This is a genomic window from Alterotamlana spongicola (assembly GCF_035818475.1).
GTDB lineage: Bacteria > Bacteroidota > Bacteroidia > Flavobacteriales > Flavobacteriaceae > Cognatitamlana.
In genome coordinates, this window is record NZ_JAYMGV010000001.1 from 1292555 (window position 1) to 1319108 (window position 26554).

Genomic DNA, 26554 nt, shown 5'->3' on the forward strand with positions numbered 1-26554 from the left:
TCATGGCATTACCCAGTATTAACCCCACTACCACAAAATCGTGGAAACAATTACAAGAGCATTTTGAAAATGTAAAGGATGTTCAGATGAAAAATTTATTTGCAGAAGACAAAGAGCGAGCAAATAAATTCACAATTAAATGGGATGATTTTTACGTAGACTTTTCAAAAAACAGAATAACGGAAGAAACATTAAAATACTTATTGCAATTAGCTGAAGATGTCAAGTTAAAAGAAGCTATTGAAAGTCAGTTTTCAGGAGAGGTCATTAATCAAACTGAAGGAAGGGCCGTATTACATACAGCATTAAGAGCACCAAAAACAGCCGAATTTAAAGTAGATGGAATTAATGTAATTCCTGAAGTATATCAGGTAAAAGAAAAAATAGAAGGCTTTACCAATGAGGTTATAAATGGAGAAAGAAAGGGGTTTTCGGGCAAAGTATTTACAGATGTTGTAAATATTGGAATTGGTGGCTCAGATCTGGGACCAGCCATGGTTGTGGATTCATTGCAATATTATAAAAACCATTTAACCACACATTTTGTAAGTAATGTTGACGGAGATCATGTTAATGAGGTCATTAAAAAGCTAAATCCGGAAACCACCTTATTTGTAATAGTTTCTAAAACGTTTACAACTCAGGAAACACTATCAAATGCAAATACAATAAAGCAATGGTTCTTAAAATCAGGAACAGAAGAAGCTATAGCAAAACATTTTGTTGCAGTATCAACAAATATTGAAAAAGTAAAAGGTTTTGGTATAGATGAAAACAACATTTTTCCAATGTGGGATTGGGTTGGTGGACGTTTTTCACTTTGGAGTGCGGTAGGTTTAACCATTAGTTTAGCGGTTGGTTATGATCATTTTGACAGTTTACTAAAAGGCGCTAATAAAATGGATGACCATTTTAAAAATGAAGGTTTTGATACCAACATTCCTGTAATATTAGCTTTAATAAGTGTATGGTATAATAACTTTTTTAATGCAGAAAGTGAGGCTATTATTCCGTATTCTCAATACTTAAACCAGTTTGCAACCTATTTGCAACAAGGTATCATGGAAAGTAATGGTAAAAGTGTGGATAGAAACGGAAGTCCTGTTGATTATCAAACAGGAACTATTATTTGGGGAGAGCCCGGAACAAATTCACAACACGCATTTTTTCAGCTTATTCATCAGGGAACTAAGTTAATCCCAGCTGATTTTATTGGGTTTGCCAAGTCATTGCACGGCAATCAAGATCATCAGGATAAATTAACATCCAATTTTCTGGCTCAGACAGAGGCCTTGTTGAATGGTAAAACAATGGAAACAGTGGTTAATGAGGGGACTAAAGAAAATATAGTGCCTTTTAAAATATTTGAAGGAAATAAACCTACCAATACCATTTTTATTAATAAGCTATCTCCAGAGAGCCTGGGGAAATTGATAGCTATGTATGAGCATAAAATATTTGTTCAGGGTATTATCTGGAATATTTTTAGCTATGATCAATTTGGAGTAGAGCTAGGAAAGCAATTAGCAACAGAAATTTTACAGGAATTTAATGGAAGCAAAAAAAACGAACATGATTCATCTACCTCTAATTTATTGAATTTCTATAAGAATTTAAGTTAAAAAAGTAGCAGTTTTTAATTAAAAACTTAAAAAAGGCATCAATATTTAATTATTTGATGCCTTTTTTGTTGATAGTTTGTGTTAAAATTGTTAACATTTACATAATGTTTCATGCTTAATTATGTGTATTTTTGCATCGACTAATTTCAAATAATTAATTATGAAAAAAACTACTCATTTTTTAATGTTAGCTGTAGCAGTTTTGTTTTCTACAGTTTTAATGGCCCAAAGTACAATTACTGGAGTTGTAATTGACGCTGAGCTTGATTCACCACTACCAGGTGCAAATGTTATAGAAAAAGGAACTTCTAATGGAGTGTCTACAGATTTTGATGGTAAGTTTACCTTAACCACTCAGCAGGAATCAGGAGAAATTATCATTTCTTATGTTGGGTATGGTACAGTAGTATTATCATTTAGCGGAGATACAGATTTAGGCAATATTACTGTAGCTCCGGATAACAGTTTAGAAGAGATTGTTATTATAGGAACAGGGGTAATTGATTTAGCTGAAAACAGACAAACTCCGGTAGCCGTTTCTACTATTCAGGGAAAGAGTATTCAACTTAAATCTGCAGGTAACGTTGAGTTTGGTGAAGCCCTTAAAAACACACCATCAATATATGTTTCTAATCAGGCAGGAGGGTTTGGTGATTCTCAAATCTTCTTAAGAGGTTTTGATCAGGTTAACACGGCTTATCTATTAAACGGACAGCCAATAAACGGTATGGAAGATGGAAGAATGTATTGGTCTAACTGGTCTGGGATGTCAGATGTTGCAAATGCGGTACAAATACAACGTGGATTAGGATCTTCAAAATTAGCAATTTCTTCAGTGGGTGGTACAGTTAATATCGTATCAAAAACTACAGATAGACAAGAAGGTGGTTTTGTTAGATTTTTAGCAGGAAATGACAGTTATGCTAAAGGTACTGTAGCGTATAGTACGGGTTTAAAAGAAAGTGGTTGGGCATTTTCAGTTTTAGTTGACCATTGGCAAGCACATAGAAAGTATTCTGAAGGCACAGCAGGTCAAGGACAAAATTATTTATTTTCTGTAGGGTATCAGCCAAATGATACACATGCTTTCAATTTTCTTTTAACAGGAGCTCCACAATGGCATGACCAAAACTTCTCAGATGACTTAGAAAACTATGAGAGATATGGTGAAAAATATAATGGGAACTCGGGGTATTTAGAAGGTTCTCGTTTTACTGAAAGACGTAATTATTATCATAAGCCAGTAGCAAACTTAAACTGGGATTTTAATATCAATGAAGGGCTTGATTTATCTACCGTACTTTATGCATCATGGGGACGTGGTGGAGGAACCGGTGGTTTAGGTCGTGGTCGAGTAAGAAATGATTCTAATGGATTAATTGATTTTGATCAAATTATTGTAAATAATATTGATACAGCAGATAATGGCGTTGGAAACTTTGGAGACTCTTATCTAAGAAGATCCTCTGTAAACAACCACAATTGGTATGGTCTATTATCTAATTTAAATATTGAAACTAATGAAAATTGGTCATTTAATGTTGGAGTAGATGGAAGAACCTATAGAGGAGATCACTTTAGACAAATTGAAGACTTTTTAGGTCTAACAGGTTATAATGATAACTTTAGAACTGACAGGCCAGATGATTATGTTCTAACTGAAAGATTTGATGCTAATCCATGGTCATCATTATTTGATTTTGCAGATGAAGATCAGAGATATGATCGTGATTACTCAGAAAACATCAATTATCTTGGTGGATTTGGGCAAGTAGAATATAAGCAAGATGGTTTTTCTGCATTCTTACAGGGAGCACTTTCAACACAGTCATATCAAAGAGAAGGTAGGCTTTCAGGAGCAGGTGATGGTCTTGGGAAATCTGAAAAAATATCTAAAACAGGATATAACCTTAAAGGTGGTGCTGCTTATAAGATAAGTGAAAAACATGCTATCTTTGCCAATGCCGGAGTTTATTCACGTCAACCATTTTTAGATAATGTATTTGCTAATATCAGATATTCAAATGAGTTGGTAAGCCCAGAAGTTGATAACGAAGAAATTATTGGCTTTGAAGGAGGATATAGATTCCAAAATGATGTATTCAGGTTAAATGTTGATTTGTATAATACAGAATGGGGAAATAGATTTTTATCTGTAAACGGACCAAGATTAGATAATGACGAAACATCAACATATAGAATGACCGATGTTACTCAAGTACACCGAGGTGTAGAGTTTGATTTTGAATACAGACCATTAGCATCCAGATTCAGCTTAAGAGGTTATGGTTCATTGGGTAACTGGAAATATGAAGGCTCAACACCATATACTTTACAAAATGATGACACAGGAGACTTTATTATTGAAGATGGTAATGTAGATTTAACCAATGTTAAAATTGGTAATGCTCCACAAACATCTTTTGGAGCTGGTGTTAGAGGAAATATATGTGACAACTTATCTTTTGATTTTGACTATAATATATATACCGATTTATATGAGTTTGTTGACCCTGAAGATGTTGCTAATGAAGCATTAGAAGGCAGACAATATGAATCTGTAAGATTACCGGCTTATACATTAGCTGATGCAGGTTTAACATATGTATTCAATATTGGTGATAACAGACTTACGTTTAGAGCTAATGTGTTTAATGTATTTAATGAGGCTTATATTAATCAAAGAGATGCATTTGGATATTATTTAGGTATAGGTAGAACTTATAATGCCAGTATGCGTTACAATTTCTAATTTGGAACTTTTTTGAAATATTAAAAACCGCTTCATATAGAAGCGGTTTTTTTATGTTTTTAATTATTACATTTGTCTTTAAAATTTAAAATCATATCTTCATGTATAGCGTTGTAAAAACACTTCATTCTTATTGGGCCTATTTAGTGCTAATAATATTAATCATTGCAGCTGTAAATGCCATTGTAAAAACAGTGGGAGATAAAGAGTACGAAGCCAATGATTTTAGAAAATCTTTATTTACATTAATTGTATCACATATTCAATTATTGATTGGTTTGATCTTATATGTGGTATCACCACGTTTACAACTATTCAGTGAATTAGGTATGGGAGGTGTTATGAAAGATGCTGTAAACAGATTGTATCTTGTAGAACACCCGTTTGTAAACATATTAGCAGTGGCATTAATTACTATTGGGTATTCAAAGCATAAAAAGAAATTGACATCAAAAGCTAAGCTTAAAACCATAGCTATATTCTATACCATAGCCCTGCTCCTGTTTTTATCCAGAATCCCCTGGAGTGACTGGATAGGATAATCTTTATTATTCTGTGATTTCCCTGATCACATAAACATAAACAGGGAAATGGTCACTAAAACCATTACTAAACCCCTCATTTGACCAACTACGATAAGGATAGCCCTTGTACGTACCTTTTTGGTGTATCAGGTATTGTTTATTAAAAATACCGGCCTTATAGAACTGAAAAGAGGCATAGTCTTTTTCTAATAGAGGTTTGGTTACCATAATTTGATCAAACAGGCTCCAGGTGTCCCGGAATGCCGTGGTGCCTAAGCCGTCCTTAAACATATTTGTAAATGGATTGAAAATGCCTTTTAAACCCACCTGGCCTTTATCTTTTTTAGCCTTAAGTGCTTTGGTTACACTCAGATTTGTCGGGTTATCATTTAAGTCGCCCATTATAACTATTTTGGCGTAGGGGTCTATGGCCTGTAAGGAGTCCACCAAATGCTTACTTAGTTTTGCAGCAGCTATACGCTTAGGCCTGCTTCTGGATACTCCACCACGCCTGGAGGGCCAGTGATTTACAAGAATATGAATAAGCTCATCCTCAAGAGTTCCACTGACCAATAACTGATCTCTTGTATAAATACGTTTATGACTTTGATCATCGTAGATTTTAAGCTCATGGGCACTAACATTTAAAGGCGTAAAAACTTCTTTCCGGTATAAAAGGGCCACATCAATGCCTCTTACATCTGGTGATTCCGTATGAACAATACCATAATTTTTTCCAAGCAATAAAGTGTCATTAATAACATCCTCCAGAACGGCATTATTTTCAACTTCACAAACGCCTATAATGCTGGGTGAGTTTTTGGTGGCTTCACTGCCAATATCAGCAATAACCCGGGCCATATTATGTATTTTCTTTTGATAGGCCTCTCCCTGTTTTGCCCTCAATTCCATTATAGGGCTATATTCATCAAACTTGGTAGGATCATTAATGGTGTCAAAAAGGTTTTCCAAATTGTAAAACGCAATCGTATGGATTTTAAATTTTTTTTCTTGTCCAATCAGGTTGAAGAACGCGCATAAAAACAAAAAGCAGAAACAAAGTTTTAGATAATTCATGTTTGTGGTAGTACTAGATTTTAGTTAAAAAAACTGTAGGGCATAGTTCAAAGTTAATATAATATTACAAATGCTATAAATTTTGTTTTCAGGATGTTACTTCTTACATTGTAAGACTCTAAATCTATTATGAAAGGAAAAATACTACTTTTTATTTGTGGAATTTTTTCGTCAATATTGTTTGCTCAACACACTTTAATTAAAGGAAGTGTAAAAGAGTCACAGTCCTTTAAACCTCTTGAAGGCGTTTTGGTACGTATAGAAGGTACTGCTGTAAAACGTGTAACTAACAGTTTTGGCGAATTTATTTTTGAGTCTGATATCCCATTGGGAGAACAAGTCCTTAGCATATCAATGGCGGGCTACACCCCTAGGCGTTACCCGATAATTGTCAATCAGGGTCAAACGGTAAATATTACCGATATGACCTTAGATAGGGAGGCATCAGGTACAGATGATTTGTTTATTATAACGTTAACGGATGATGAACTAAACACGGATACCGGTGGTGCTGATAATATTTCGGGCTTATTGGCATCTTCTCTTGATGTATTTCAAAGAACAGCAGCCTTTGAATTTAGCTCATCCTTTTTCAGGGCTAGAGGAATGGATTCCAGGAATGGATCAGTGCTGATTAACGGCATTGAAATGAATAAGCTCTATAATGGCAGGCCGCAGTGGAGTAATTGGGGCGGGATAAATGATGTGCTTAGGAATCAGGAATTGGCTTTAGGACTGGCACCATCAAATTACAATTTTGGAGGGATGCTGGGCACAACAAATATTAATGTTAGAGCATCGCAAGCCAGGGCAGGAGGGCGCTTAACCTACTCGTCATCCAACAGGAGCTATACCAATCGTATTATGGTAACCTATGCCTCCGGTGTATTAAAGAACAGCTGGGCCTATACTGTGTCTTTGGGAAGACGTTGGGGTAATGAAGGATTTCAGGAGGCTACTACTTACCGTTCAAATTCATTCTTTACTTCAGTAGAGAAGAGGTTTAATGATAAGCACAGTTTAAATATAACCGCTATATATACACCAAATCAAAGAGGAAAATCTTCCCCGAACACACAAGAGGTTTATGATCTGAAACATATCAGATATAATGAATATTGGGGTTGGCAAAATGGAAAAAAACGAAATTCAAGAATAAAAGAGGTTAACGAGCCTATAATAATGTTGAACCATTATTGGGAGGTAAACAAAAAGACATCAATACATACCAATATAGCCTATCAATTTGGAAAATTAGCCAACAGCAGACTGGATTATAATGGTACGGATTTGATCAATGGCATACCACAAGGCGGAGGTTCAAACCCCAGCCCTGCATATTACCAAAAACTCCCAAGTTATTTTGAAAAGTATTTTCCTGATAATTTAGAATTGGTTTATCAGGCACTAAAAGCATTTCAGGCAGATGGTCAAATAGATTGGACCGCCATGTATAAAGCTAATACTGATAATGCGCAAAACGGAGGTAATGCCATTTACGCTTTGTATGAAGACCGGGTAGATGACCGGCAACTTTCGGTTAATACTATTATAACCAAATCAATAAACCAACATGTTCTTTTTAATGGCGCAGTACACTTTAGATCCTTAACATCAGAAAATTTCGCCCGTGTTACGGATCTTTTGGGAGCTTCAACCTATTTGGATATTGATGCTTTTGCTTCTGATATTAATGACGCCCAAAATGATTTACTGAATCCAAACAGATTGGTGGGTGTTGGTGATACGTTTAAATACCACTATAACATTTTTGCCAAAGAATTAAAAACGTATGCGCAAATACAGTGCACTTATAACACTATGGATTTTTATGTATCAGGAACTGTGAGTAGTACCCGGTACCAGCGAGAAGGGATTTATCAAAACGGCGGATTTCCTGATAATTCTTTGGGCAAGGGACAACAATTATCATTTACCGGTTTTGGAGCAAAAGCAGGCATAACATATAGATTAACAGGAAAACATGTGTTTAATTTGAATGCAGGTGTCATTAAAAGAGCACCGTCAATTCAAAATACCTATTCCAATTCCAGGGAGAATCATAATATAGTTCCGGATATATCAGAAGAAAACATCATGTCAGCAGATGCCGCTTATGTCTTCAGATCTCCCAGTGTTAAAGCTAAAGTAACGGGTTACATTACCAAAAGTACCAATGCCAATGAAATAGCATTCTTTTTTGCTGATGGCGTAGGCGGAGATCATGCGGTTTTTGTTCAGGAAATATTGCAGGGTATAGATAAGAAATATTTTGGCGGAGAATTTGGAATTGAGGTGCAGGTAACCCCGTCAATAAAGCTGAAAGGGGTTGCAGCCATGGGACAGTTCATCTATGATAATAATCCTAATTTATATCTTACTACCGAACCCGATGAAGATGCCGTTGCAGCCGGATTTGTAGAAGGTATTAAAGATTTTGGAGAAACTAGGTTAAAAGATTATCGATTGGCAAATGGTCCGCAAAGGGCCTATTCAGCTGGGTTTGAATATCGTGATCCGGAGTTTTGGTGGTTTGGCGCTACCGCAAATGTTTTTTCAGATACTTACTTAGATGTGAGTCCTTTGGCTAGGTCCTCTAATTTTAATACGGATTTTGACGGCAATGTCTTTAGTGATTATGACGAAACATTGGCCAAAGCACTTTTAAAGCAGGAACGCTTTGATGATTATATGGTGGTTAATTTGGTTGGGGGCAAATCCTGGAAAATAGGACAGTATTATGTGAGTTTTTTTGCCAGTATTAACAATGTACTTAATAAAACCTATAGAACCGGAGGTTTTGAACAGGGCAGAACGGCTAACTTCAAAGCGTTGAGAGATGATAAGGCTTTAGAAACCCCGGTATTTGGACCAAAATATTGGTATGGAAGAGGAACAACCTATTTTATGAATCTGAACCTTAGGTTTTAAATAAAAGTATTATGAAAACAATTAAAATTATAGCTCTGATACTTATCGTTTTAGTATCCTGTGTTCAAAATGAGGATTTTGAGTTGCCTGATATTACATTCCATGAACCAGATATTCCGGCTGAATATATAACCACGTTTAAAGCCATTAAAAACTTATATGAACAAGCCGTAAATGATGGAAATACAACAGTAACTATTAAAGGGGATACAGACCTGTATATAGAAGGTTACGTGGTATCCTCAGACCGGTCGGGTAATTTCTTTGAAGAACTGATAGTTCAGAATAAAACGGATAATAATAACCCAGATCATGATCCCAGATTGGGTTTTAAAATAGATATCAATGCCAGCAGTTTATCTGATACCTATCTATTTGGGCAAAAAGTATACATACATATGAACGGATTGACTATTGGAGAAAGCAGTGGCGTACTGACCATTGGAAAAGGAGATGCAGTAACAGTTGATCAGATCCAGGCTTCCGAATATAAGGACATCATACTCAGGAGTCATGACATAGCAGAGATAACCCCAAAAGTTGCCGGCCTGGAAGATTTAACCGAATGGGATGAAAACACCTTAATACGGTTAGAGCACATGCAACTGAACCGTTTTGAATTGGGGGCTACTTTTGCAAGTGAGTCTTTTGATGAATTTGACGGGTTACGATTGTTGGAGCACTGTGATTCCGGAGTTTCAATGCTGCTGCAAACCAGTACCTTTTCAGATTTTAAAACATTGGTTGTCCCCGGGGGCAGGGGAACAGTGACCGGTATTTTTAGCAGGGATTTCCGGGATAATTTTAATGTGCTTATCCTTAACAGTTCTGCAGATTTGAATTTTAATGATGATGAGCGCTGTGATCCTTTGGAATCCAATTGCGGATTGGCCAGTTCTGTAGGTTCCGGGAATTTACTGCATGAAGATTTTGAGGGCCAGAAAAACAACAAACCTATAAGTATTGATGGCTGGACCAATTATATAGAAGCCGGTTCAGAAGCCTGGGAAGGCTATTCTTCAAGCTCATCAAATGCCTCATTAGGAAGGTCGGCCAGGTTTAAACCTGCCAGTTCTGGAGATCATAGTAATATAGGATGGCTTATTACACCGGCTATTGACTTGGAGGCCCAGGATGGTGAAACCCTGCGTTTTAAAACTTCTAACAGCTTGGCCGACAGCAGCTTTATGGAAGTGCTCTATGCCCTGGACTGGGACGGTACCGAAGAAAGCATTACCATGGCTACCTGGAAGGTGCTATCAGCCGCCTATATAGTTAAGGATACCGATTCCTTTGCCCCGTGGTTCAATTCCGGTATTGTAGATCTGTCCTGCGAAACGGGAATCATCCATATAGCCTTTAAATATACCGGTAGCGGACAGGCAAGCTTTGACGGGGTATATGAGTTGGATGATATTTATATAGATTATAAACCCTAATGCAGAATAATGACCCTAAGGTCTGTTGAGGTGTTTTTGATAAAAAGATCATATAAAAAATATCATTTTTAAAGCACCAAAAGGAGACAATCTGACGTTTTGCAGATTTTGGATGTGATAAATTTTCAATGGTTTAGGGCTTCTTATTCTAGTAAAATAAGAACATTGTGTCAATGCCAGGTTTTATAAAGGGTTTTGCCCCCCCCGCTCCCGCCAGTTTGCAACTGGTGGGCGTTAAGAGTAAGCAAATAAAATAAAAGAACCACAATGTAAAAGTTGTGGTTTTTTTATTAGATTAGTTCAGTGCGTAGAAAACTACAAACTTTATAATAAGGCAGGTTTATACTTTGTTTCTTTTACGGTCTAAAGAATGCGATGCCTCAAAGTTTATCTTGAGCAGAGCCGAAAGACTCATGCTTCGCTCTGTCGAAATGACATCCGTTTAACTATTGGATTTTGTGTAAGCTAAATTGTAATATTTAAAATATACTAATAAGTAAAATATATTTAACAATAATTAAAATAAAGATTTTAATTATAACATATACGCTTTCACCCTCCATAAAAAATGCGGACTAACAAGTCCGCATTTTTTATTCTATGTATTAAGCTTTATTACATAGCAACCAAATCGCCACTAACATCTTTAGATGGTAGATTGGATTTCCCCATCAGGTGGATATCTACCTGTCTGGCAGCCTCTCTTCCTTCTGATATGGCCCAAACAATTAAGGATTGCCCGCGGCGCATATCGCCTGCCGTAAAGATATTAGGAACATTGGTTTTGTATTTACCGTACTCGGCTTTGTAATTGGAACGGGCATCTCTTTCAATTCCCAGTTTATCAGCCAATGTACTTTCCGGTCCTGTAAAACCAAGAGCCAATAAGGCTAGATCACAAGGCCATGTTTTTTCTGTACCTTCCACTTCTATAAGTTGCGGACGCTCTCCCGGAACCATTTTCCACTCTACATTAACGGTTTTAAGCGCAGTAAGTTTATTGTTCTCATCCGTAACAAATTCCTTGGTGTTGATTAACCAGTTACGTTCAACACCTTCCTGGTGTGAGGAGGATGTTTTTAACTGTAATGGCCAATACGGCCATGGTGTTGTTGGCGAACGGTGTCCCGGTGGTTTTGGCATGATCTCAAAGTTTACTACTGATTTGGCACCGTGACGGTTAGAGGTTCCAATACAGTCAGAACCGGTATCTCCACCTCCAATAACAATCACATGTTTATCTGTAGCCATGACCTGGTTGTCTACTTTCTTACCAAATACAACTTTGGTCTGCTGGGTTAAAAAATCCATAGCCTGAACCACACCATCGGCATCAATACCTGGTGTTGGTAAGCTTCGCCTTTCTGTGGCACCACCACAAAGCACTACGGAGTCAAAAGCTTTTAATTCTTCAACCTCATAATTAACCCCAACATTAACATTGGTTTTAAAGGTGATGCCCTCGGCTTCTAAAATAGCTAAACGACGGTCAATAATTTCTTTTTCCATTTTGAAATTAGGAATCCCGTAACGCAGTAGGCCTCCAATTTCATCATCACGCTCAAAAACGGTAACGGTATGTCCTGCTCTGTTCAACTGCTGCGCAGCGGCTAAACCTGCCGGTCCGGAGCCTACAACAGCAACGGTTTTTCCGGTTCTTGTTTTTGGTGGTTGTGGTTTGATCCAGCCTTCCTTAAACGCCCGTTCAACAATATTCTTTTCTATATTTTCTATGGATACAGGATCTTCTATAATACCCAATACACATGATTTTTCACAGGGTGCAGGGCATAATCGTCCAGTAAACTCCGGGAAGTTATTGGTTGAATGTAACAACCAGGATGCTTTTTGCCATTCTCCCTGGTGGACCATATGGTTAAAATCCGGGATTAAATTCCCCAGCGGGCACCCACTATGGCAAAACGGGATACCACAATCCATACAGCGTGATCCTTGTTTTTTTAATTCCGATTCACTTAACGGAACTGTAAATTCTTTATAATGTTGCACACGATCCTCTACCGGTGTGTACGATTCATCTTGTCTTTCAAATTCTTTAAATCCGGTTACTTTACCCATGACACTATGCTGTTGTTAATTCTTCTACCATAACTTCTCCTTTTGCTAATCGCTCAAGGGCTTTCTTATATTCTATTGGCATAACTTTTACAAAGTTACCCAGGCTGGTCTCCCAGTCTGCCAATAAATCCTTAGCTCTCTTACTGTTGGTGTAAAGAGCATGTTTTTCTATAGAGGCTTTAAGGTCTGCTGCATCTTCGCTTGTAATGTCCTCAAATTCTATAGTTTCCGTATTACACAAACCGTTTACAAATTTGTTTTCAGGATCATAAACATAGGCAATACCACCACTCATACCGGCTGCAAAATTTCGCCCTGTACTACCAAGTACAATCACTTTACCACCGGTCATATATTCACAACAGTGATCTCCAACACCTTCAACTACAGCGGAAGCTCCTGAGTTTCTAACGGCAAAACGTTCACCGGCAATACCGTTGATATAAGCTTCACCTTCTACAGCTCCGAATAAACAAACATTACCAATAATAATATTGTCTTCTGCAACAAAATCGGCTGCTTCAGGTTTTTTAACGATTAGTTTGGCTCCAGATAAGCCTTTACCTAAATAATCATTGGTATTTCCTTTAACCGTAAAGGTTAATCCGTGTGCTCCAAAAGCTCCGAAACTTTGACCTGCAGACCCTGTAAAATTAATGTTTAAGGTGTCTTCCGGTAGTCCCAGGTGACCATAGATCTTTGAGACCTCGTTACTCACTATGGCACCTACGGTACGGTCTATATTTTTTATAGGATAAGATAGGTTCGTCTTTTCTTTTCTATATAAAGCCCTGTGCGAATCTTTTAGTATAGTAAAGTCTAAAACGTTGTCTAAATTATGATCTTGCGTTTCTGTATTTCTTACTATCAGTTCATTATAAACAGCAGGCCTGTGTAAGATACTGGACAGGTCCAGCCCTTTAGCTTTATAATGTTTGATGGCTCTGTTAGCATTTATTTTATGGGTTTGCCCTACCATTTCGGCTAAGGTTCTAAACCCTAATTGCGCCATGATGCTTCTTAATTCTTCTGCTACATAATAGAAGAAGTTAATAACATGCTCCGGAGTACCCTTAAAGTTTTTACGCAACTCTTTATCTTGAGTGGCTATACCTACAGGACAGGTGTTTAAATGACATTTACGCATCATAATACATCCTGAAGCCACTAAGGGTGCTGTTGCAAATCCAAATTCTTCAGCGCCTAATAAGGCGGCGATGGCAACATCACGACCGGTTTTTAACTGGCCGTCACACTCTACCACAATTCTACTACGTAAATTGTTAAGCACTAAAGTTTGCTGGGCTTCTGATAGTCCAAGTTCCCATGGTAACCCTGCATGTTTTAATGAGGTTAAAGGCGAGGCTCCTGTACCGCCATCGTATCCTGAAATAAGGACCACATCAGCTTTAGCTTTTGCTACTCCTGCTGCAATGGTTCCTACTCCAACTTCTGATACCAGTTTGACATTAACACGGGCATCGCGGTTGGCGTTTTTCAGATCAAAGATCAATTGAGCCAAATCCTCAATAGAGTAAATATCGTGATGTGGAGGCGGAGAGATCAGCCCTACAAAAGGTGTTGAGTTACGTGCTGAGGCAATCCATGGTAATACTTTCTCACCGGGTAATTGTCCTCCTTCTCCAGGTTTAGCCCCCTGTGCCATTTTGATCTGGATTTCCTGGGCATTGGTTAAATAATGGGAGGTTACCCCAAATCTACCTGAAGCTACTTGCTTAATAGCAGAATTACGGCTATCTCCATTAATATCTTTTTGAAAACGCTTTCTGTCTTCACCACCTTCGCCAGAATTGGATTTACCGCCAATACGGTTCATCGCAATGGCTAAGTTTTCATGGGCCTCACGTGATATGGATCCGTAAGACATGGCTCCGGTTTTAAAACGCTTTACTATTTCTGTCCAGGGTTCTACCTCTTCCAATGGAATAGGATCTAAGTTATCAAACTCAAATAAACCACGGATGGTCATTAAATTTTCAGACTGCTCATTAATAGCTTTGGAATAGACATCATAGCTCTTTTGATCACTCAATCTAACCGCCTGTTGCAGTTTAGCAACTGTAGTGGGATTAAACAGGTGACGTTCTCCGTTACGTCTCCATCGGTAATCACCACCAATATTCAGTCCTAATTTTCTATTGACCTTATTATCCGGATAGGCTTGTTTATAGCGTTCGTTTATTTCGCGTTCAATTTCATATAAGCCAATACCTTCAATTCTGGAAGCGGTATACGGGAAATATTTTTCAACAAACTGAGAGTTGAAACCAACTATTTCAAAAATCTGTGAACCTCTGTAAGAATGTAAGGTAGAGATTCCTATTTTATTCATAACCTTTAAGATGCCTTTTCCAATAGCTTTGTTGAAATTATCAACAGCTTTTTGTTCATCCATTCCGGTAATGAAGCCTTCTTTTACCTGCATTCTGATAATCTCATTAACCATATAAGGGTTAATGGCGCTGGCACCATAGCCAAATAATGTGGCAAAATGATGTGGCTCACGTGGTTCAGCTGATTCAATAATAATATCAAAATAAGAACGCTTACGTAAACGGTTTAATTGGTGGTTTACATAAGAACAAGCCAATAAAGCGGGAATAGGAGCAAACTCCTGGTTTACGCCGCGATCTGAAAGAATAATAATATTTGTTTTTCTTTCTAGAGCTTTTTCAACTTGTTTGATAATATCATCCAATGCTTCTTCCAGACCATTTAACCCTTGTGCTTTAGGATAAAGTATCTGGATGGTTTCAGCTTTAAAGCTTTCAATTTGAATGGTTCTTATTTTTTCTAAATCCGCATTAGAGATCACCGGGTTTTGAATCCTTAATTTTCGGCACTGTCTTTCGGTAATGCTGAAAATATTTCGGTCTTTACCCAGGTTCAGGCTAATGTCTGTTACAATTTCTTCTCGAATACCATCTAATGGCGGATTGGTAACCTGTGCAAATAATTGTTTGAAGTAATTGGAGATTAATTGCGGCCGGTCTGATAAAACAGCTAAAGGTGTATCAATTCCCATAGAGCCTAAAGCTTCTTTACCAACAATGGCCATAGGGGTAATAACCTCCTGAATATCTTCAAGCGTATAATTGAATAAACGTTGACGCGTTTTTATGTCGATAGTTTCTATCGGGCAGGTCTCATTAGTATAAGGGACGTCTCTAAGGTGCAGACGTGTTTTGTCTAACCATTCTTTATACGGTCTTTCAGAAACAATTTTAGTTTTTATTTCCTCATCTTCAATAATTCGACCTTTATTCATGTCTACCAGGAACATTTTTCCCGGTTCTAATCTACCATGCTCTTTAACATCTTCAGGGTCAACATTAACCACTCCAATCTCTGATGACATGATCAACTTACCACTTTTGGTAACGGTATATCTTGATGGTCTTAAACCATTTCTGTCTAATAAAGCACCAATATAATCCCCGTCAGTAAATGGTACGGACGCCGGGCCATCCCAAGGTTCCATAATGCAACCATTGTATTCATAGAAGGCCTTTTTGTCATCAGACATGGTTTTATGTTTTTCCCAGGCTTCAGGAATCATCATCATCATAATTTCCGGTAAGGATCTGTCGGTATGGGTTAATAGCTCAACCACCATATCCATAGACGCTGAATCTGATTTTCCCGGTAAAATAATAGGGAATAATTTATCTATTTGCGGACCAAAGACCTCACTTCTCATAATCTCTTCGCGCACACGCATTCTACTTACATTACCACGTAAGGTGTTGATCTCTCCATTTTGACACATAAAACGGAACGGTTGTGCCAGTTCCCAGGTAGGCATCGTGTTTGTGGAGAAACGCTGGTGTACCAGGGCCAAACGTGTAACCAGATCTATTTGTTGTAGATCAGTATAATACGGCCCGATATCTTCAGGCATGATGATACCTTTATATATTATAGTAGTTGTAGATAAACTTGGAACATAAAAATACCCGCTTTCAGAGATCTTGGATGTCCTAATGGTATGTTCTGTGATCTTACGGGCAGCATATAATTTAGCTTTAAAGGTAGCTTCGTCAATAGCCTCGGTCTTTCCAATAAATAGTTGTTCTATATTTGGCTCTGAGGCTAATGCTATTTCTCCCAGTTGAGAAGAATCAACAGGAACTTCACGCCATCCTAAAATAGATAAGCCCTGTGCTTTAACTTCGTTTTCAAACGTGGTTTTACAAAATTGGTATTGATTTTCTGTCTTAGGTAAAAATACCATTCCAACAGCATATTCTCTTTGCTCAGGAAGTGTAAAATCACAAACGCGCTTAAAGTAATCATGTGGGATGTCAATTAATAAGCCAGCACCATCACCAGTTTTTCCATCAGCACTTACACCACCACGGTGTTCTAATTTTACCAGGATTTCCAGAGCGTCATGGATGATCTGATTTGTTTTCTCTCCTTTAAGATTACAAATAAAACCAGCACCACAATTTTCATGTTCAAATTCGGGTAAATAAAGTCCTTGTTTCTTCAGCATAATCAACAAATATTGGTTTAAAAATTTGAGTTGAAGCGCTAAGATACGCCCTAGCGCTTGAATTACAATAAGGGGTATTTCATTATTTCGATTTTACAAGAGAACCCGTAATAAAAATAATTATATATCAATATTACACGTGTTTTTTAACAAATATTCAAACCATATATATAAGTGAAAATGCAGATATGTGAATTTCTGATAACATTTTCTTTCAATCTTAAAAATTATAGCATAAAAACATAGAAAATACTGACGATAATTCAAATTGCTATGTTGTTGAAAAATCAAAAAAATAAATATTATTGACAATACCCTCAAAAAAATAGGGGTAAAATTTAAATATTGATAAAAATGAGCCAAACACCCCTATTTTTTATGGGGGTTAAAAATTTTTAATATAGTTTTGATTCGAGCTTAAGGAAATGGATCTAATAAAAAATAACCTAAAAACAACTATAACAACCCTTTAGATTTGATTAATAAAACAACTTAAATGAAAACAATTATGAAAAAATTATTTACACTGTCAATGCTTTTTGTAGCAACGGCATTATTTGCACAAGAGGAAACAGAAAAAAAATTGACACTTAGTGGTTCTGTTGATGCTTACTATCAAACGTATTTAACAGCACCTGATAATGTTGAGCAATCTTTTGGAACTTCTTTTGCAGACCAAACCGGATTTTCTTTAGGTATGGCAAATATTATTGTGTCTTATGAAGGCGAAAAAACGGGTGCTGTAGCTGATTTAGCATTTGGTTCCAGAGGTATTGGAGCTGTAGGTGGTGATTATGATATTAGTCCTTTTAATGATGTAATCCCTGGTGATAGAGAATTTTATGTAAATCAATTATATGCTTACTGGAATGTATCTGAAAGCACAACGCTAACTTTAGGACGTTTTAATACATTCTTAGGGTATGAGGTGATTTCTCCGGTAGCTAACTTTAACTATAGTACGTCTTATTTATTCTCTAACGGACCATTTTCTCATGTGGGATTAAAAGCAGATTTTGCTTTATCTGATGATTTTAGCTTAATGCTTGCTGTAATGAATCCAACAGATGTTAATAATAACTTAACCGGAGGTTATGCTTTTGGAGCACAATTAGGTTATGCAGGTCAGTTCTTAAACCTTTACTATGATGATGAAGAGGTCTTAGGATTTGAAATAGACTATACCGGTGGTTTTGATTTAACAGATTCTTTCTTCTTAGGAATTAACGGTGCATACCAAACCAGTAATGATGCCGGTTTTTATGGAGCGGCATTATACCCACAACTTGCGGCATCTGATGCGTTTAGCGTAGGTTTAAGAGGGGAGTACTTTTCATTACATGCAAAAAATGTTGACGATTTACCAAGTGTATTAGCGCTTACGTTAACTGGTAGCTATGCTGTAGAGAATTTAACAATCAAGCCAGAGGTAAGATTAGATTCTTGGAGCAATAGTATGCCTTACATTAAAGATTCTCAAGGAACTCTGTCTGATAACTTAGCGGCATTCACTTTAGCTGCGATCTATTCATTCTAAGAACAATATATAATGAGCATAAAGCCGGGGGGCTTTATGCTCTTAATAACTAACCCTGATTATTTTTCTACTTTTGAAATCTAACGATTAAAACTAAAGAGTATTATGAAAAAAATTGAAGCAATTATTAGAAAATCCAAATATCGTGTTGTTAAAGAAGCACTTCACGAGGTAGGTGTGAACTTTTTCTCTTACTGGGATGTTACCGGTTTAGGGAATGAGAAAGAAGGACATGTTTACAGAGGAGTATCATACAGTACAAGTGATATTCAACGTAGACATTTATCAATCGTTGTAAATGATGATTTTGAAGAGGTTACTATTAAAGCTATTCTAGGTTCTGCCGGAACCGGTGAAGTTGGTGATGGTAAAATATTTGTATCAGACATCAATGAATGTTATAGAATAAGAACAGGAGAAAAAGGTGGTGACACTTTAAAATAAAAACATTTTAAAAATAATTTAAATTATGGAAGGATTATTTACAGCTAATAACGTATGGATGATGATCTGTACGGCACTCGTTTTCTTTATGCATACAGGTTTTGCATTTTTAGAGATCGGGTTAACAAGACAAAAAAATACAATTAACATTTTATTTAAAAATATATTCATTATTACCGTTGGATTACTGTTGTATTACATAGCAGGATTCAATTTAATGTATCCTGGTTTTGAAGAAGGTTCTGCAGGGATCCTTGATTTTGCCGGGTTTGGTATTGCTGCTCCTGAAGGAGGTATGACACCAGAATATGCTGATGGTGGTTATACCTGGTGGACAGATTTCTTATTCCAGGGTATGTTTGCTGCTACAGCGGCTACCATTGTTTCCGGAGCTGTTGCTGAGCGTATGAAAATAGGACCATTTATGATCTTTACAGTACTTTATGTAGGATTGGTTTACCCAATTGCTGGTTCATGGAAATGGGGTGGTGGATTCTTAGATCAGCTAGGATTTTATGATTTTGCCGGATCTACTTTAGTGCATTCTGTTGGTGGATGGGCGGCTTTAGTAGCGGTATATTTATTAGGCTCTCGAATCGGGAAGTTTAAAGAAGGAAAGCCTCAGGCAATTCCTGGTCACAATATACCATTAGCTACAGCCGGTGTTTTAATCCTTTGGTTAGGATGGTTTGGATTTAACGGAGGTTCTGTACTTTCTGCTGATCCTGAATTAACCTCATTAACTTTAGTTACAACATGTTTAGCCGCTGCCGCAGGTGGTGTAGTTGCCGCTTTGGTATCTTTCTTAAAATTTAAGAATTTAGATTTAACCATGTTCTTAAATGGTATTTTAGGAGGTTTAGTTGGTATTACTGCCGGTGCAGATGTTATGACACCTGAGAGTGCTATTTTAATTGGTGCTATTGCTGGTGTGCTTATTGTATTTGCTGTAAGTTGTGTAGATGCTATTAAACTTGATGATCCGGTTGGTGCTATTGCTGTACACTTAATTTGTGGTATTTGGGGTACGCTTGCTGTGGGGATATTTTCTACTAACCCAGAGCACACTTTTATAGCGCAATTAATTGGTGTAGCTTGTTATGCTGGGTTCTGTCTTGTATCTGCATTCCTTATTATTTTTGTGCTTAAGAAAACAGTTGGAATTAGAGTGTCTGAAAGAGAAGAGCTGGAAGGTTTAGACGGACATGAACACGGAATGAGTGCTTATTCTGATTTCAGAATGAATGAGCATTAATAAATAGTTAACTGCTTATATATTATTATAAAGTTTAATTTTATAAAAGGAAGCCTTGCAAATTGCAAGGCTTCCTTTTTTTTGGAATACTGTTTCAGAAAACAAAATACCTGAATGATTTATAAATAGTCTTACTGTGTGAGGTGATGGATAAATTTTGGGTAACGGAATTTTGGTTTTTTGACTATCAAATTAAGATAATCAAAATATACCTCTGAAATAGACATGCCTTGATAAGATTATTTCAAAATGTTTTTGCTGCTCGTATGATTGATGGTTATAATGCTAAGTTATTGTGTAAATACAGCTTTTGGCTTGAGGTTTTACTGTCTTAATGCGAAGTATGAGCGAAGTGCTATCTCAAAAGGATAGGCTTCAAAGGTTTTCAGAAAGAATAGATGTAGGCTTTATGGTGTTTAATAGCGCAAGCCTGATTGATTTCCAGGTTGTATTATTGGTAGATTTTAAGAAAAACAAAGCCCTCATGGTTATGAGGGCTTTTGTATAGATAAACTTTTGACGATTTAAATTATGCTGAATTTCTACTGGCATTGATATTACCAAATAGAGAACGGGTCACAATTTTTTCGAAAATCATTCTTTCTTCATTATCGGCAGGAACTCCGGCCTTATTCAGTTCCTGAACCTTTTTAAGAGCGTACTGCTGTATGGTCAATAATGGTAAAACAATAGATTCTCTAACTTGAATAGAGGCTTTTCCCGAAGGTTCGTTTTCCATCAATTCCTGGTACCCTGTTAGTTTTAAAAGCAGTCTTTGGGTGGTTTGATATTCTTTGTAAATAATATTCCAGAATTCACCAAACTCTTCGTCTTTTGACATGTACTTTGTCAGATCAAAGAATGATTTGGTTAAAGACATCATACTGTTTTCTAGTAAGGTTTTAAAGAACTTAGAGTTTTTATAAAGCTGCTCTACTTTATCAAACTCCCCACGGTCTTCATATTGTTTTAATGCGGTACCTACACCATAAAAACCAGGCACGTTCTGCTTTAACTGGCTCCATGACCCTACAAAAGGAATGGCTCTTAGGTCTGAAAACACTAATTTGTCAGACTTACCACGTTTAGAAGGCCTGCTTCCAATATTTGTTTTAGCGTAGTATTTTAAGGTACTCATACGTTCTAAATAAGGAATGAACATAGGGTGACTCTTAAAATCTTTATACGTTTGGTAGCTGGTTTCCGCCAATTCATTCATGACAGTTCTATCTTCATCAGATAAACGATTCTTTTCGCCATCAATTCTATTTTTAATACCAGAACTAATTAATTGTTCTAAATTATATTGAGAAGAGTCATTTGTTCCAAAGTTAGAACTTACTGTTTGCCCCTGAATAGTTATTTGTACTTCTTTATCTTCTATGGTTGGGCCTAAAGACGAGTAGAAGTTATGTGTTTTTCCACCTCCACGTGCTGGTGGTCCGCCACGTCCGTCAAAAAATATGGCTGTGATATCATATTTTCTGGACATTTCTGTAAGCAACTCTTTGGCTTTGTAAATACCCCAGTTAGCCATTAGGTAACCACCATCTTTTGTACCGTCAGAGAAGCCAAGCATGATATGTTGTTTGCTGCCTCTGGCTCTCAGGTGCGCCATATATTCCGGGTTTTGGTACAATTGCTCCATAACACCAGGGGCATTTTCCAAATCAGGAATGGTTTCAAAGAGAGGCGCTACATCTACAGTCAAATGATCTTTAAATGCTACTATTTTGAGCATAGAAAATAATTGCATCACATTAAGTGCTGTTTGGTTGTTACTAATTATATATCGGTTTGCACCACGCTCACCATTACTCTCCTGAATGTCCTTGATAATAGCTATAGTCTTTAAGGTGTTTCTAACCATTTCATCCTCGAACACTTCTAAATCCTCAATAGAATCACTCGCTTTTGATAAGATGTCAATCTGTTCACTTTCAGACAGGTCATGATAATTAGCAGGGAAAGAAGAATTTCCTGATGCTATTAAATGATCTATTACCGTGGTAAAAACATTATGGTGAATTCTACTGTCTTGTCTAATATCTAAAGTTGCAAACCTATAATCAAAAAGATGTACTCTATTTATAAGGTTATTAACTTCATTCACATAAAGTGACTGGTGTTGTTCAACAATAATATTTCTAATATCTAAAAGCTCTTTTCTCAGCTCTTTTGCACTAATGGCTTTCTTACTTTTTAAATTAATGCTATACTCATACATTAAGGTTTCTAAGCGAATTATACGCTCCTCAACACCTCTAAAAGTCAGTTTTTTTCTTAGATCCTTAAGATCTTCGTAATATTTTTTAAGAATAGACTTTTTTAGTCTTTTAGCAACTTTAAGCGTAGTCTCCGGTTTTACAAAAGGGTTCCCATCTCGGTCTCCACCCGGCCAGAATCCAATATTAATAATATCATTGTGCTTTTTGCCATCATCATAGATGTTAGCCTGGATATAGTTGTAAATGTCTCCAAAGGTTTTATAAAACACATTTTCTAAATACCATATTAAGCTTTTAGCCTCCTGGTATGGTGTTGGTTTTTTATGTTTGAAGAAAGGGGTTTTTCCTAATTGTCCAAATAAATTATTTATTTCAGAAAGGTTGTTGTCTTTTATTGCTTGAGTTAAATTTGTAATAATACCTAATACGGAACCGGGGTAGAACTGTGTTGGGTGCGCTGTTAATACAATACGCACTTTAAATTCCTCAAGATATTGTTTTAACTCCTCAAGTTTTCCTTCAGAAATAGTTGACTCTTTTAAATATCTAAGTGTTCCAACACCGTCCATATTGTTTACAACGGGGAAAGCGGCATCTTCAATGGCATCAAACAAAACAACCTGTCTTTCTATATATTGAATAAACCTGAAAAGTAAGTTGATCTGGCTTTGTTCATTTCTGCGGGCCTGATACTTTTCAAAGAACGTTTTAACAATAGTAGTTGGCGTGTCACCATTGGCAAACCCTTTTTTGCAAGTCTCGTGAAACAAAGGAAGTAATACTCCTGTTTTTGTTACGGCATCAAAAGGTAAGGTCATGAATATACTATTGTATATCTGATATTTTGATAAAACACTCTGATTGAATCTGGTTAATTTTGGCTCTACTGGCATGGTATCGATCTATAAAAATTAAGCATAAAAGTAGTGAAGAAAGACCGAAACACACAGTCTTTTCAAAGTTTTGTCAATTTTTGTTGTTTGCTGAATTCTATTTGTGAATAATTAAAAAAAAAGGCAACTATGCTCTTATTTTTATAATGGCAGTACACTGAAAAATCAGATTTGACAAAAAGAGAATATTATAAAAAGTTTGGTATAAAATAAAGAAATGTGACTTTTAAAGTATGATATTTATCATGTTCTGAGCTGGATGGCCACGTTATATTTGCCGATTAATAACTTAGGTATGAAAAAAGCACATTCATTTCATATTCCTGTGATGGGGATAGGGTTTACAATAGATACTCCTCTGAAAGTGGCGCAATACGGCATGGATTCTGTGGTTTCATTGGTTGATGATATATTACTGGAGAAGCTAAGAAAAATGTACAGTGAGAAATTTGAGATTCCTTACCATGAAATTACAGATAAAATAGAAGATTTTAGAGCAAAACGAATCACCTCTTATTTGAATTTAATCAGTGATCTGGCTGATAAGAAGTTTGAATCCTTAAAAGACATGACGGCAAAAAAAGGCGATGAGCTTTTGGCTTATATTCATATGCTTCCGGATAATTCAAAGCTTAAATCTGAATTTAAAAAACTCACATCAAAAGGGTTTAATTTTTCTGAAATCAAATCATGGGCTACCAGGAATTTGGTTATGGGTTCTATTGATGTTAATATCATGACCAAGGTAGATAAAGATAATTACAGGAAAGATGAAAAATTATCGGTTGAATATAATGATGCTCATGCCGCTTTAAGAGGCTTTGCTCATAGTAAATTAAATTCTTCTGTAGTACTGTCTGCGGGAATGAACCCAAGGCTGTATAGTTATATGGGGCAGTTTGACGATTTCTTTCCGGATGAAAACGGAAATTTTAAAAAGCGCATTATTTTAAAAGTAAGTGATTATAGGTCAGCTTTAATACAAGGTAAGTTTTTGGCAAAAAAAGGACTTTGGGTTTCTGAATATAGAATAGAATCCGGGCTAAATTGTGGCGGGCATGCTTTTGCAACAGATGGGTATTTATTAGGACCGGTTTTGGCAGAATTTAAAGAAAAGCGTCAGGAGCTTCAGGAAGCTATTCAAAAGGTATTGCATCAAGAACTTGAAAACCAAAATAGAGTAGTGCCCGGTGAGGCATTGCGCATCCAAATAACCGCACAAGGAGGTGTGGGAACAGAAGAAGAGCACGCTTTTTTATTAGATCATTATAATTTAGATTCTGTAGGTTGGGGCAGTCCGTTTTTATTAGTTCCTGAAGCTACTACTGTTGATGCTGATACCCTGAGTAAATTAGCAAAAGCTCAGGAGAAAGATTTGTATTTAAGTGATATTTCTCCTTTGGGGGTGCCTTTTAATAATTTAAAGAATAACACTAAAGACCAGGAAAAGCAAACGTTAATTGATAAGAACAGGCCCGGGAGCTCATGCCCTAAAAAGTTTGTTGCTATGAACAAGGAATTCAAAGAAACCGGTATTTGTACGGCATCAAGAGAATATCAATATTTAAAGATCAAGGCACTTGATGATCAGGATCTGGATTCGGAAGAGTATCAAAAAGAATTTGACAAGATCACTGAAAAATCCTGTACCTGTGTAGGTCTTGGTACCTCTGCATTATTGAAGTATGACCTGGAAACCAAAGTAGAAGGCGAGGGCGTTTCAATATGTCCGGGGCCTAATATGGCCTACTATTCAAAGGTGATGAGTCTTGAAAATATTACGGATCATATTTATGGAAGAGATAATATGGTATCAAAAAAAGACCGGCCTAATGTATTTATTAAAGAGCTAAACATTTACATTGATTTTTTAAAAAATAAATTAGAGGACGCTAGAACGTCTATGAATAAAAAGGAGGAAAAATACCTGAAAACATTTACAGCAAATATGAAAAGCGGTGTAGCCTATTATCAGGGGTTGTTTCAGGACGTTAAAAGCAACTTTCAGGATATAAAAACAGCTGTTCAAATGGAGCTTGAAAGGAATGAGGCTATATTAGACCAAATTCAATTAGATATTCATAATTTAACAGTTAAGGCCTGATCAGGGCTGTTTTGCTGAAAAGGCTTATCTCTTTTTACTAATTATTTAAGTCTTTGCTTAACAAAAGTTTAATGATTTGATAAAAAAACTGATGGTCTTATATTCATAGGTTTTTTTTATCCAATTTGCATTTTATTGAAGTTTTTAATTAGGATATTTGTAACTTTATTGTTGGTCAACTTAGGCCAATGGTAACATTTAGTAATTATTCTCAAAGATTAAAATGGATTTAGTAAAAGAAATACAACGCCTTAAAAAGAAGAAAAATGCTGTAATTCTTGCGCACTATTATCAAATAGGTGAGATACAGGATATTGCTGATTATGTAGGAGATAGTTTAGGGCTTTCCCAAAAAGCTGCCGAAACAGATGCCGATATTATTGTATTTGCAGGCGTGCATTTTATGGCAGAAACAGCTAAAATTTTAAATCCTTCAAAAACAGTTGTGCTACCAGATTTAAATGCGGGGTGTTCATTAGCAGATTCTTGTCCCCCGGAAGCCTTTGAAAAATTCACAAAGGCACACCCGGATCATGTCGTAATTACTTATGTGAATTGTTCAGCTGAAATTAAAGCCCTAAGTGATATAGTTTGTACGTCATCAAACGCCTTAAAAATTGTAGAGTCTATTCCAAAGGAGACCCCTATTATTTTTGCACCAGATAAAAACCTGGGGCGTTATATTATCAATGAAACCGGCAGAGATATGCTGTTGTGGGATGGAAGCTGTGTGGTTCATGAGGCTTTTTCTATGGAAAAATTGATTCAGCTGCATAAAAAATACCCGGATTATAAAATTATAGCCCACCCGGAATCTGAAACCCATATTTTAGATACTGCCACCTATATAGGATCTACCTCTGGTATGATAAACTATGTAAAAGAGCATCAGGATCAAAAATTTATTGTAGCAACAGAAGCCGGTATTTTGCATAAAATGCAACTTGAGATGCCTAATACCGAATTGGTGCCGGCTCCAGCTAAAGAAGATAATACTTGTGCTTGTAGTGAGTGTCATTTTATGAAAATGAACACCATGCAAAAATTGTATGACTGCCTTAAGGACGAGTCGCCACAAATAGAAGTTGACCCGGCTATAATTGATCGGGCCCTGTTACCTATAGAACGTATGTTGGAGTTGTCAAAATAA

General features: G+C 36.5%; 15 protein-coding genes. 11 read left to right on the forward strand and 4 right to left on the reverse strand.

The window, feature by feature from the left end; all coding sequences use genetic code 11:
- Window positions 1-2: 2 nt before the first annotated feature.
- From pgi to VOI54_RS05685, 3 genes are all read left to right on the forward strand, one after another.
- Window positions 3-1622, forward strand: coding sequence for a glucose-6-phosphate isomerase (pgi, locus tag VOI54_RS05675; RefSeq protein ID WP_326281751.1), 1620 nt, complete (start codon window positions 3-5; stop codon window positions 1620-1622).
- Window positions 1623-1782: 160 nt separating this feature from the next.
- A complete protein-coding gene (locus VOI54_RS05680; RefSeq protein ID WP_326281752.1) occupies window positions 1783-4374 on the forward strand; it encodes a TonB-dependent receptor in 2592 nt (863 codons plus the stop codon).
- Window positions 4375-4475: 101 nt separating this feature from the next.
- Window positions 4476-4916, forward strand: coding sequence for a hypothetical protein (locus VOI54_RS05685; RefSeq protein WP_326281753.1), 441 nt, complete (start codon window positions 4476-4478; stop codon window positions 4914-4916).
- Between the two features lie 6 nt (window positions 4917-4922).
- Here VOI54_RS05685 and VOI54_RS05690 read toward each other — a convergent pair whose 3' ends face one another.
- Window positions 4923-5975, reverse strand: a complete 1053-nt coding sequence (locus tag VOI54_RS05690; RefSeq protein WP_326281754.1) for an endonuclease/exonuclease/phosphatase family protein — start codon at window positions 5973-5975, stop codon at window positions 4923-4925.
- 129 nt (window positions 5976-6104) lie between these two features.
- Between VOI54_RS05690 and VOI54_RS05695 the strand changes: the two genes are divergently transcribed.
- Both VOI54_RS05695 and VOI54_RS05700 read left to right on the forward strand, forming a co-directional pair.
- Entirely contained in the window at window positions 6105-8906 is a 2802-nt protein-coding gene (locus VOI54_RS05695) for a carboxypeptidase-like regulatory domain-containing protein (RefSeq protein ID WP_326281755.1), read from the forward strand.
- 11 nt (window positions 8907-8917) lie between these two features.
- Window positions 8918-10345 carry a DUF5689 domain-containing protein gene (locus tag VOI54_RS05700; protein WP_326281756.1) on the forward strand — a complete coding sequence of 476 codons (1428 nt, stop codon included), beginning with the start codon at window positions 8918-8920 and terminating at the stop codon, window positions 10343-10345.
- 615 nt (window positions 10346-10960) lie between these two features.
- Here the strand turns inward: VOI54_RS05700 and VOI54_RS05705 are convergent.
- Entirely contained in the window at window positions 10961-12424 is a 1464-nt protein-coding gene (locus VOI54_RS05705) for a glutamate synthase subunit beta (RefSeq protein ID WP_326281757.1), read from the reverse strand.
- 4 nt (window positions 12425-12428) lie between these two features.
- Window positions 12429-16943 carry a glutamate synthase large subunit gene (gltB, locus tag VOI54_RS05710; RefSeq protein ID WP_326281758.1) on the reverse strand — a complete coding sequence of 1505 codons (4515 nt, stop codon included), beginning with the start codon at window positions 16941-16943 and terminating at the stop codon, window positions 12429-12431.
- Between the two features lie 508 nt (window positions 16944-17451).
- Here gltB and VOI54_RS05715 point away from each other — a divergent pair.
- The 4 genes from VOI54_RS05715 to VOI54_RS05730 all read left to right on the forward strand — a co-directional run bounded on the left by VOI54_RS05715 (window position 17452) and on the right by VOI54_RS05730 (window position 20687).
- On the forward strand, window positions 17452-18480 hold the full coding sequence (locus VOI54_RS05715) for an outer membrane beta-barrel protein (protein ID WP_326281759.1): 1029 nt from the start codon (window positions 17452-17454) through the stop codon (window positions 18478-18480).
- 105 nt (window positions 18481-18585) lie between these two features.
- Window positions 18586-18924, forward strand: coding sequence for a P-II family nitrogen regulator (locus tag VOI54_RS05720; protein ID WP_326281760.1), 339 nt, complete (start codon window positions 18586-18588; stop codon window positions 18922-18924).
- A 25-nt stretch (window positions 18925-18949) separates the two neighbouring features.
- Complete coding sequence (locus tag VOI54_RS05725) at window positions 18950-20179, forward strand: ammonium transporter (RefSeq protein WP_326281761.1); 1230 nt, start codon at window positions 18950-18952, stop codon at window positions 20177-20179.
- A gap of 343 nt (window positions 20180-20522) precedes the next feature.
- Window positions 20523-20687: a hypothetical protein gene (locus VOI54_RS05730; RefSeq protein WP_326281762.1), complete on the forward strand. Its 165-nt coding sequence runs from the start codon at window positions 20523-20525 to the stop codon at window positions 20685-20687.
- A gap of 21 nt (window positions 20688-20708) precedes the next feature.
- Here the strand turns inward: VOI54_RS05730 and VOI54_RS05735 are convergent, their stop codons facing one another.
- Window positions 20709-23300, reverse strand: coding sequence for a phosphoenolpyruvate carboxylase (locus VOI54_RS05735; RefSeq protein ID WP_326281763.1), 2592 nt, complete (start codon window positions 23298-23300; stop codon window positions 20709-20711).
- Between the two features lie 295 nt (window positions 23301-23595).
- Between VOI54_RS05735 and VOI54_RS05740 the strand changes: the two genes are divergently transcribed.
- Together VOI54_RS05740 and nadA are read left to right on the forward strand one after the other, a co-directional pair.
- A complete protein-coding gene (locus VOI54_RS05740) occupies window positions 23596-25404 on the forward strand; it encodes a hypothetical protein (protein WP_326281764.1) in 1809 nt (602 codons plus the stop codon).
- Between the two features lie 223 nt (window positions 25405-25627).
- A complete protein-coding gene (gene nadA, locus VOI54_RS05745) occupies window positions 25628-26554 on the forward strand; it encodes a quinolinate synthase NadA (RefSeq protein ID WP_326281765.1) in 927 nt (308 codons plus the stop codon).

Excerpts from the sequence above, each read along its gene's own strand:
- pgi (WP_326281751.1), top strand. The coding sequence starts at position 3 with ATGGCATTACCCAGTATTAACCCCACTACCACAAAATCGTGGAAACAA.
- VOI54_RS05680 (WP_326281752.1), top strand. The coding sequence starts at position 1,783 with ATGAAAAAAACTACTCATTTTTTAATGTTAGCTGTAGCAGTTTTGTTT.
- VOI54_RS05685 (WP_326281753.1), top strand. The coding sequence starts at position 4,476 with ATGTATAGCGTTGTAAAAACACTTCATTCTTATTGGGCCTATTTAGTG.
- VOI54_RS05690 (WP_326281754.1), bottom strand. The coding sequence starts at position 5,975 with ATGAATTATCTAAAACTTTGTTTCTGCTTTTTGTTTTTATGCGCGTTC.
- VOI54_RS05695 (WP_326281755.1), top strand. The coding sequence starts at position 6,105 with ATGAAAGGAAAAATACTACTTTTTATTTGTGGAATTTTTTCGTCAATA.
- VOI54_RS05700 (WP_326281756.1), top strand. The coding sequence starts at position 8,918 with ATGAAAACAATTAAAATTATAGCTCTGATACTTATCGTTTTAGTATCC.
- VOI54_RS05705 (WP_326281757.1), bottom strand. The coding sequence starts at position 12,424 with ATGGGTAAAGTAACCGGATTTAAAGAATTTGAAAGACAAGATGAATCG.
- gltB (WP_326281758.1), bottom strand. The coding sequence starts at position 16,943 with ATGCTGAAGAAACAAGGACTTTATTTACCCGAATTTGAACATGAAAAT.
- VOI54_RS05715 (WP_326281759.1), top strand. The coding sequence starts at position 17,452 with ATGAAAAAATTATTTACACTGTCAATGCTTTTTGTAGCAACGGCATTA.
- VOI54_RS05720 (WP_326281760.1), top strand. The coding sequence starts at position 18,586 with ATGAAAAAAATTGAAGCAATTATTAGAAAATCCAAATATCGTGTTGTT.
- VOI54_RS05725 (WP_326281761.1), top strand. The coding sequence starts at position 18,950 with ATGGAAGGATTATTTACAGCTAATAACGTATGGATGATGATCTGTACG.
- VOI54_RS05730 (WP_326281762.1), top strand. The coding sequence starts at position 20,523 with ATGAGCGAAGTGCTATCTCAAAAGGATAGGCTTCAAAGGTTTTCAGAA.
- VOI54_RS05735 (WP_326281763.1), bottom strand. The coding sequence starts at position 23,300 with ATGCCAGTAGAGCCAAAATTAACCAGATTCAATCAGAGTGTTTTATCA.
- VOI54_RS05740 (WP_326281764.1), top strand. The coding sequence starts at position 23,596 with ATGAAAAAAGCACATTCATTTCATATTCCTGTGATGGGGATAGGGTTT.
- nadA (WP_326281765.1), top strand. The coding sequence starts at position 25,628 with ATGGATTTAGTAAAAGAAATACAACGCCTTAAAAAGAAGAAAAATGCT.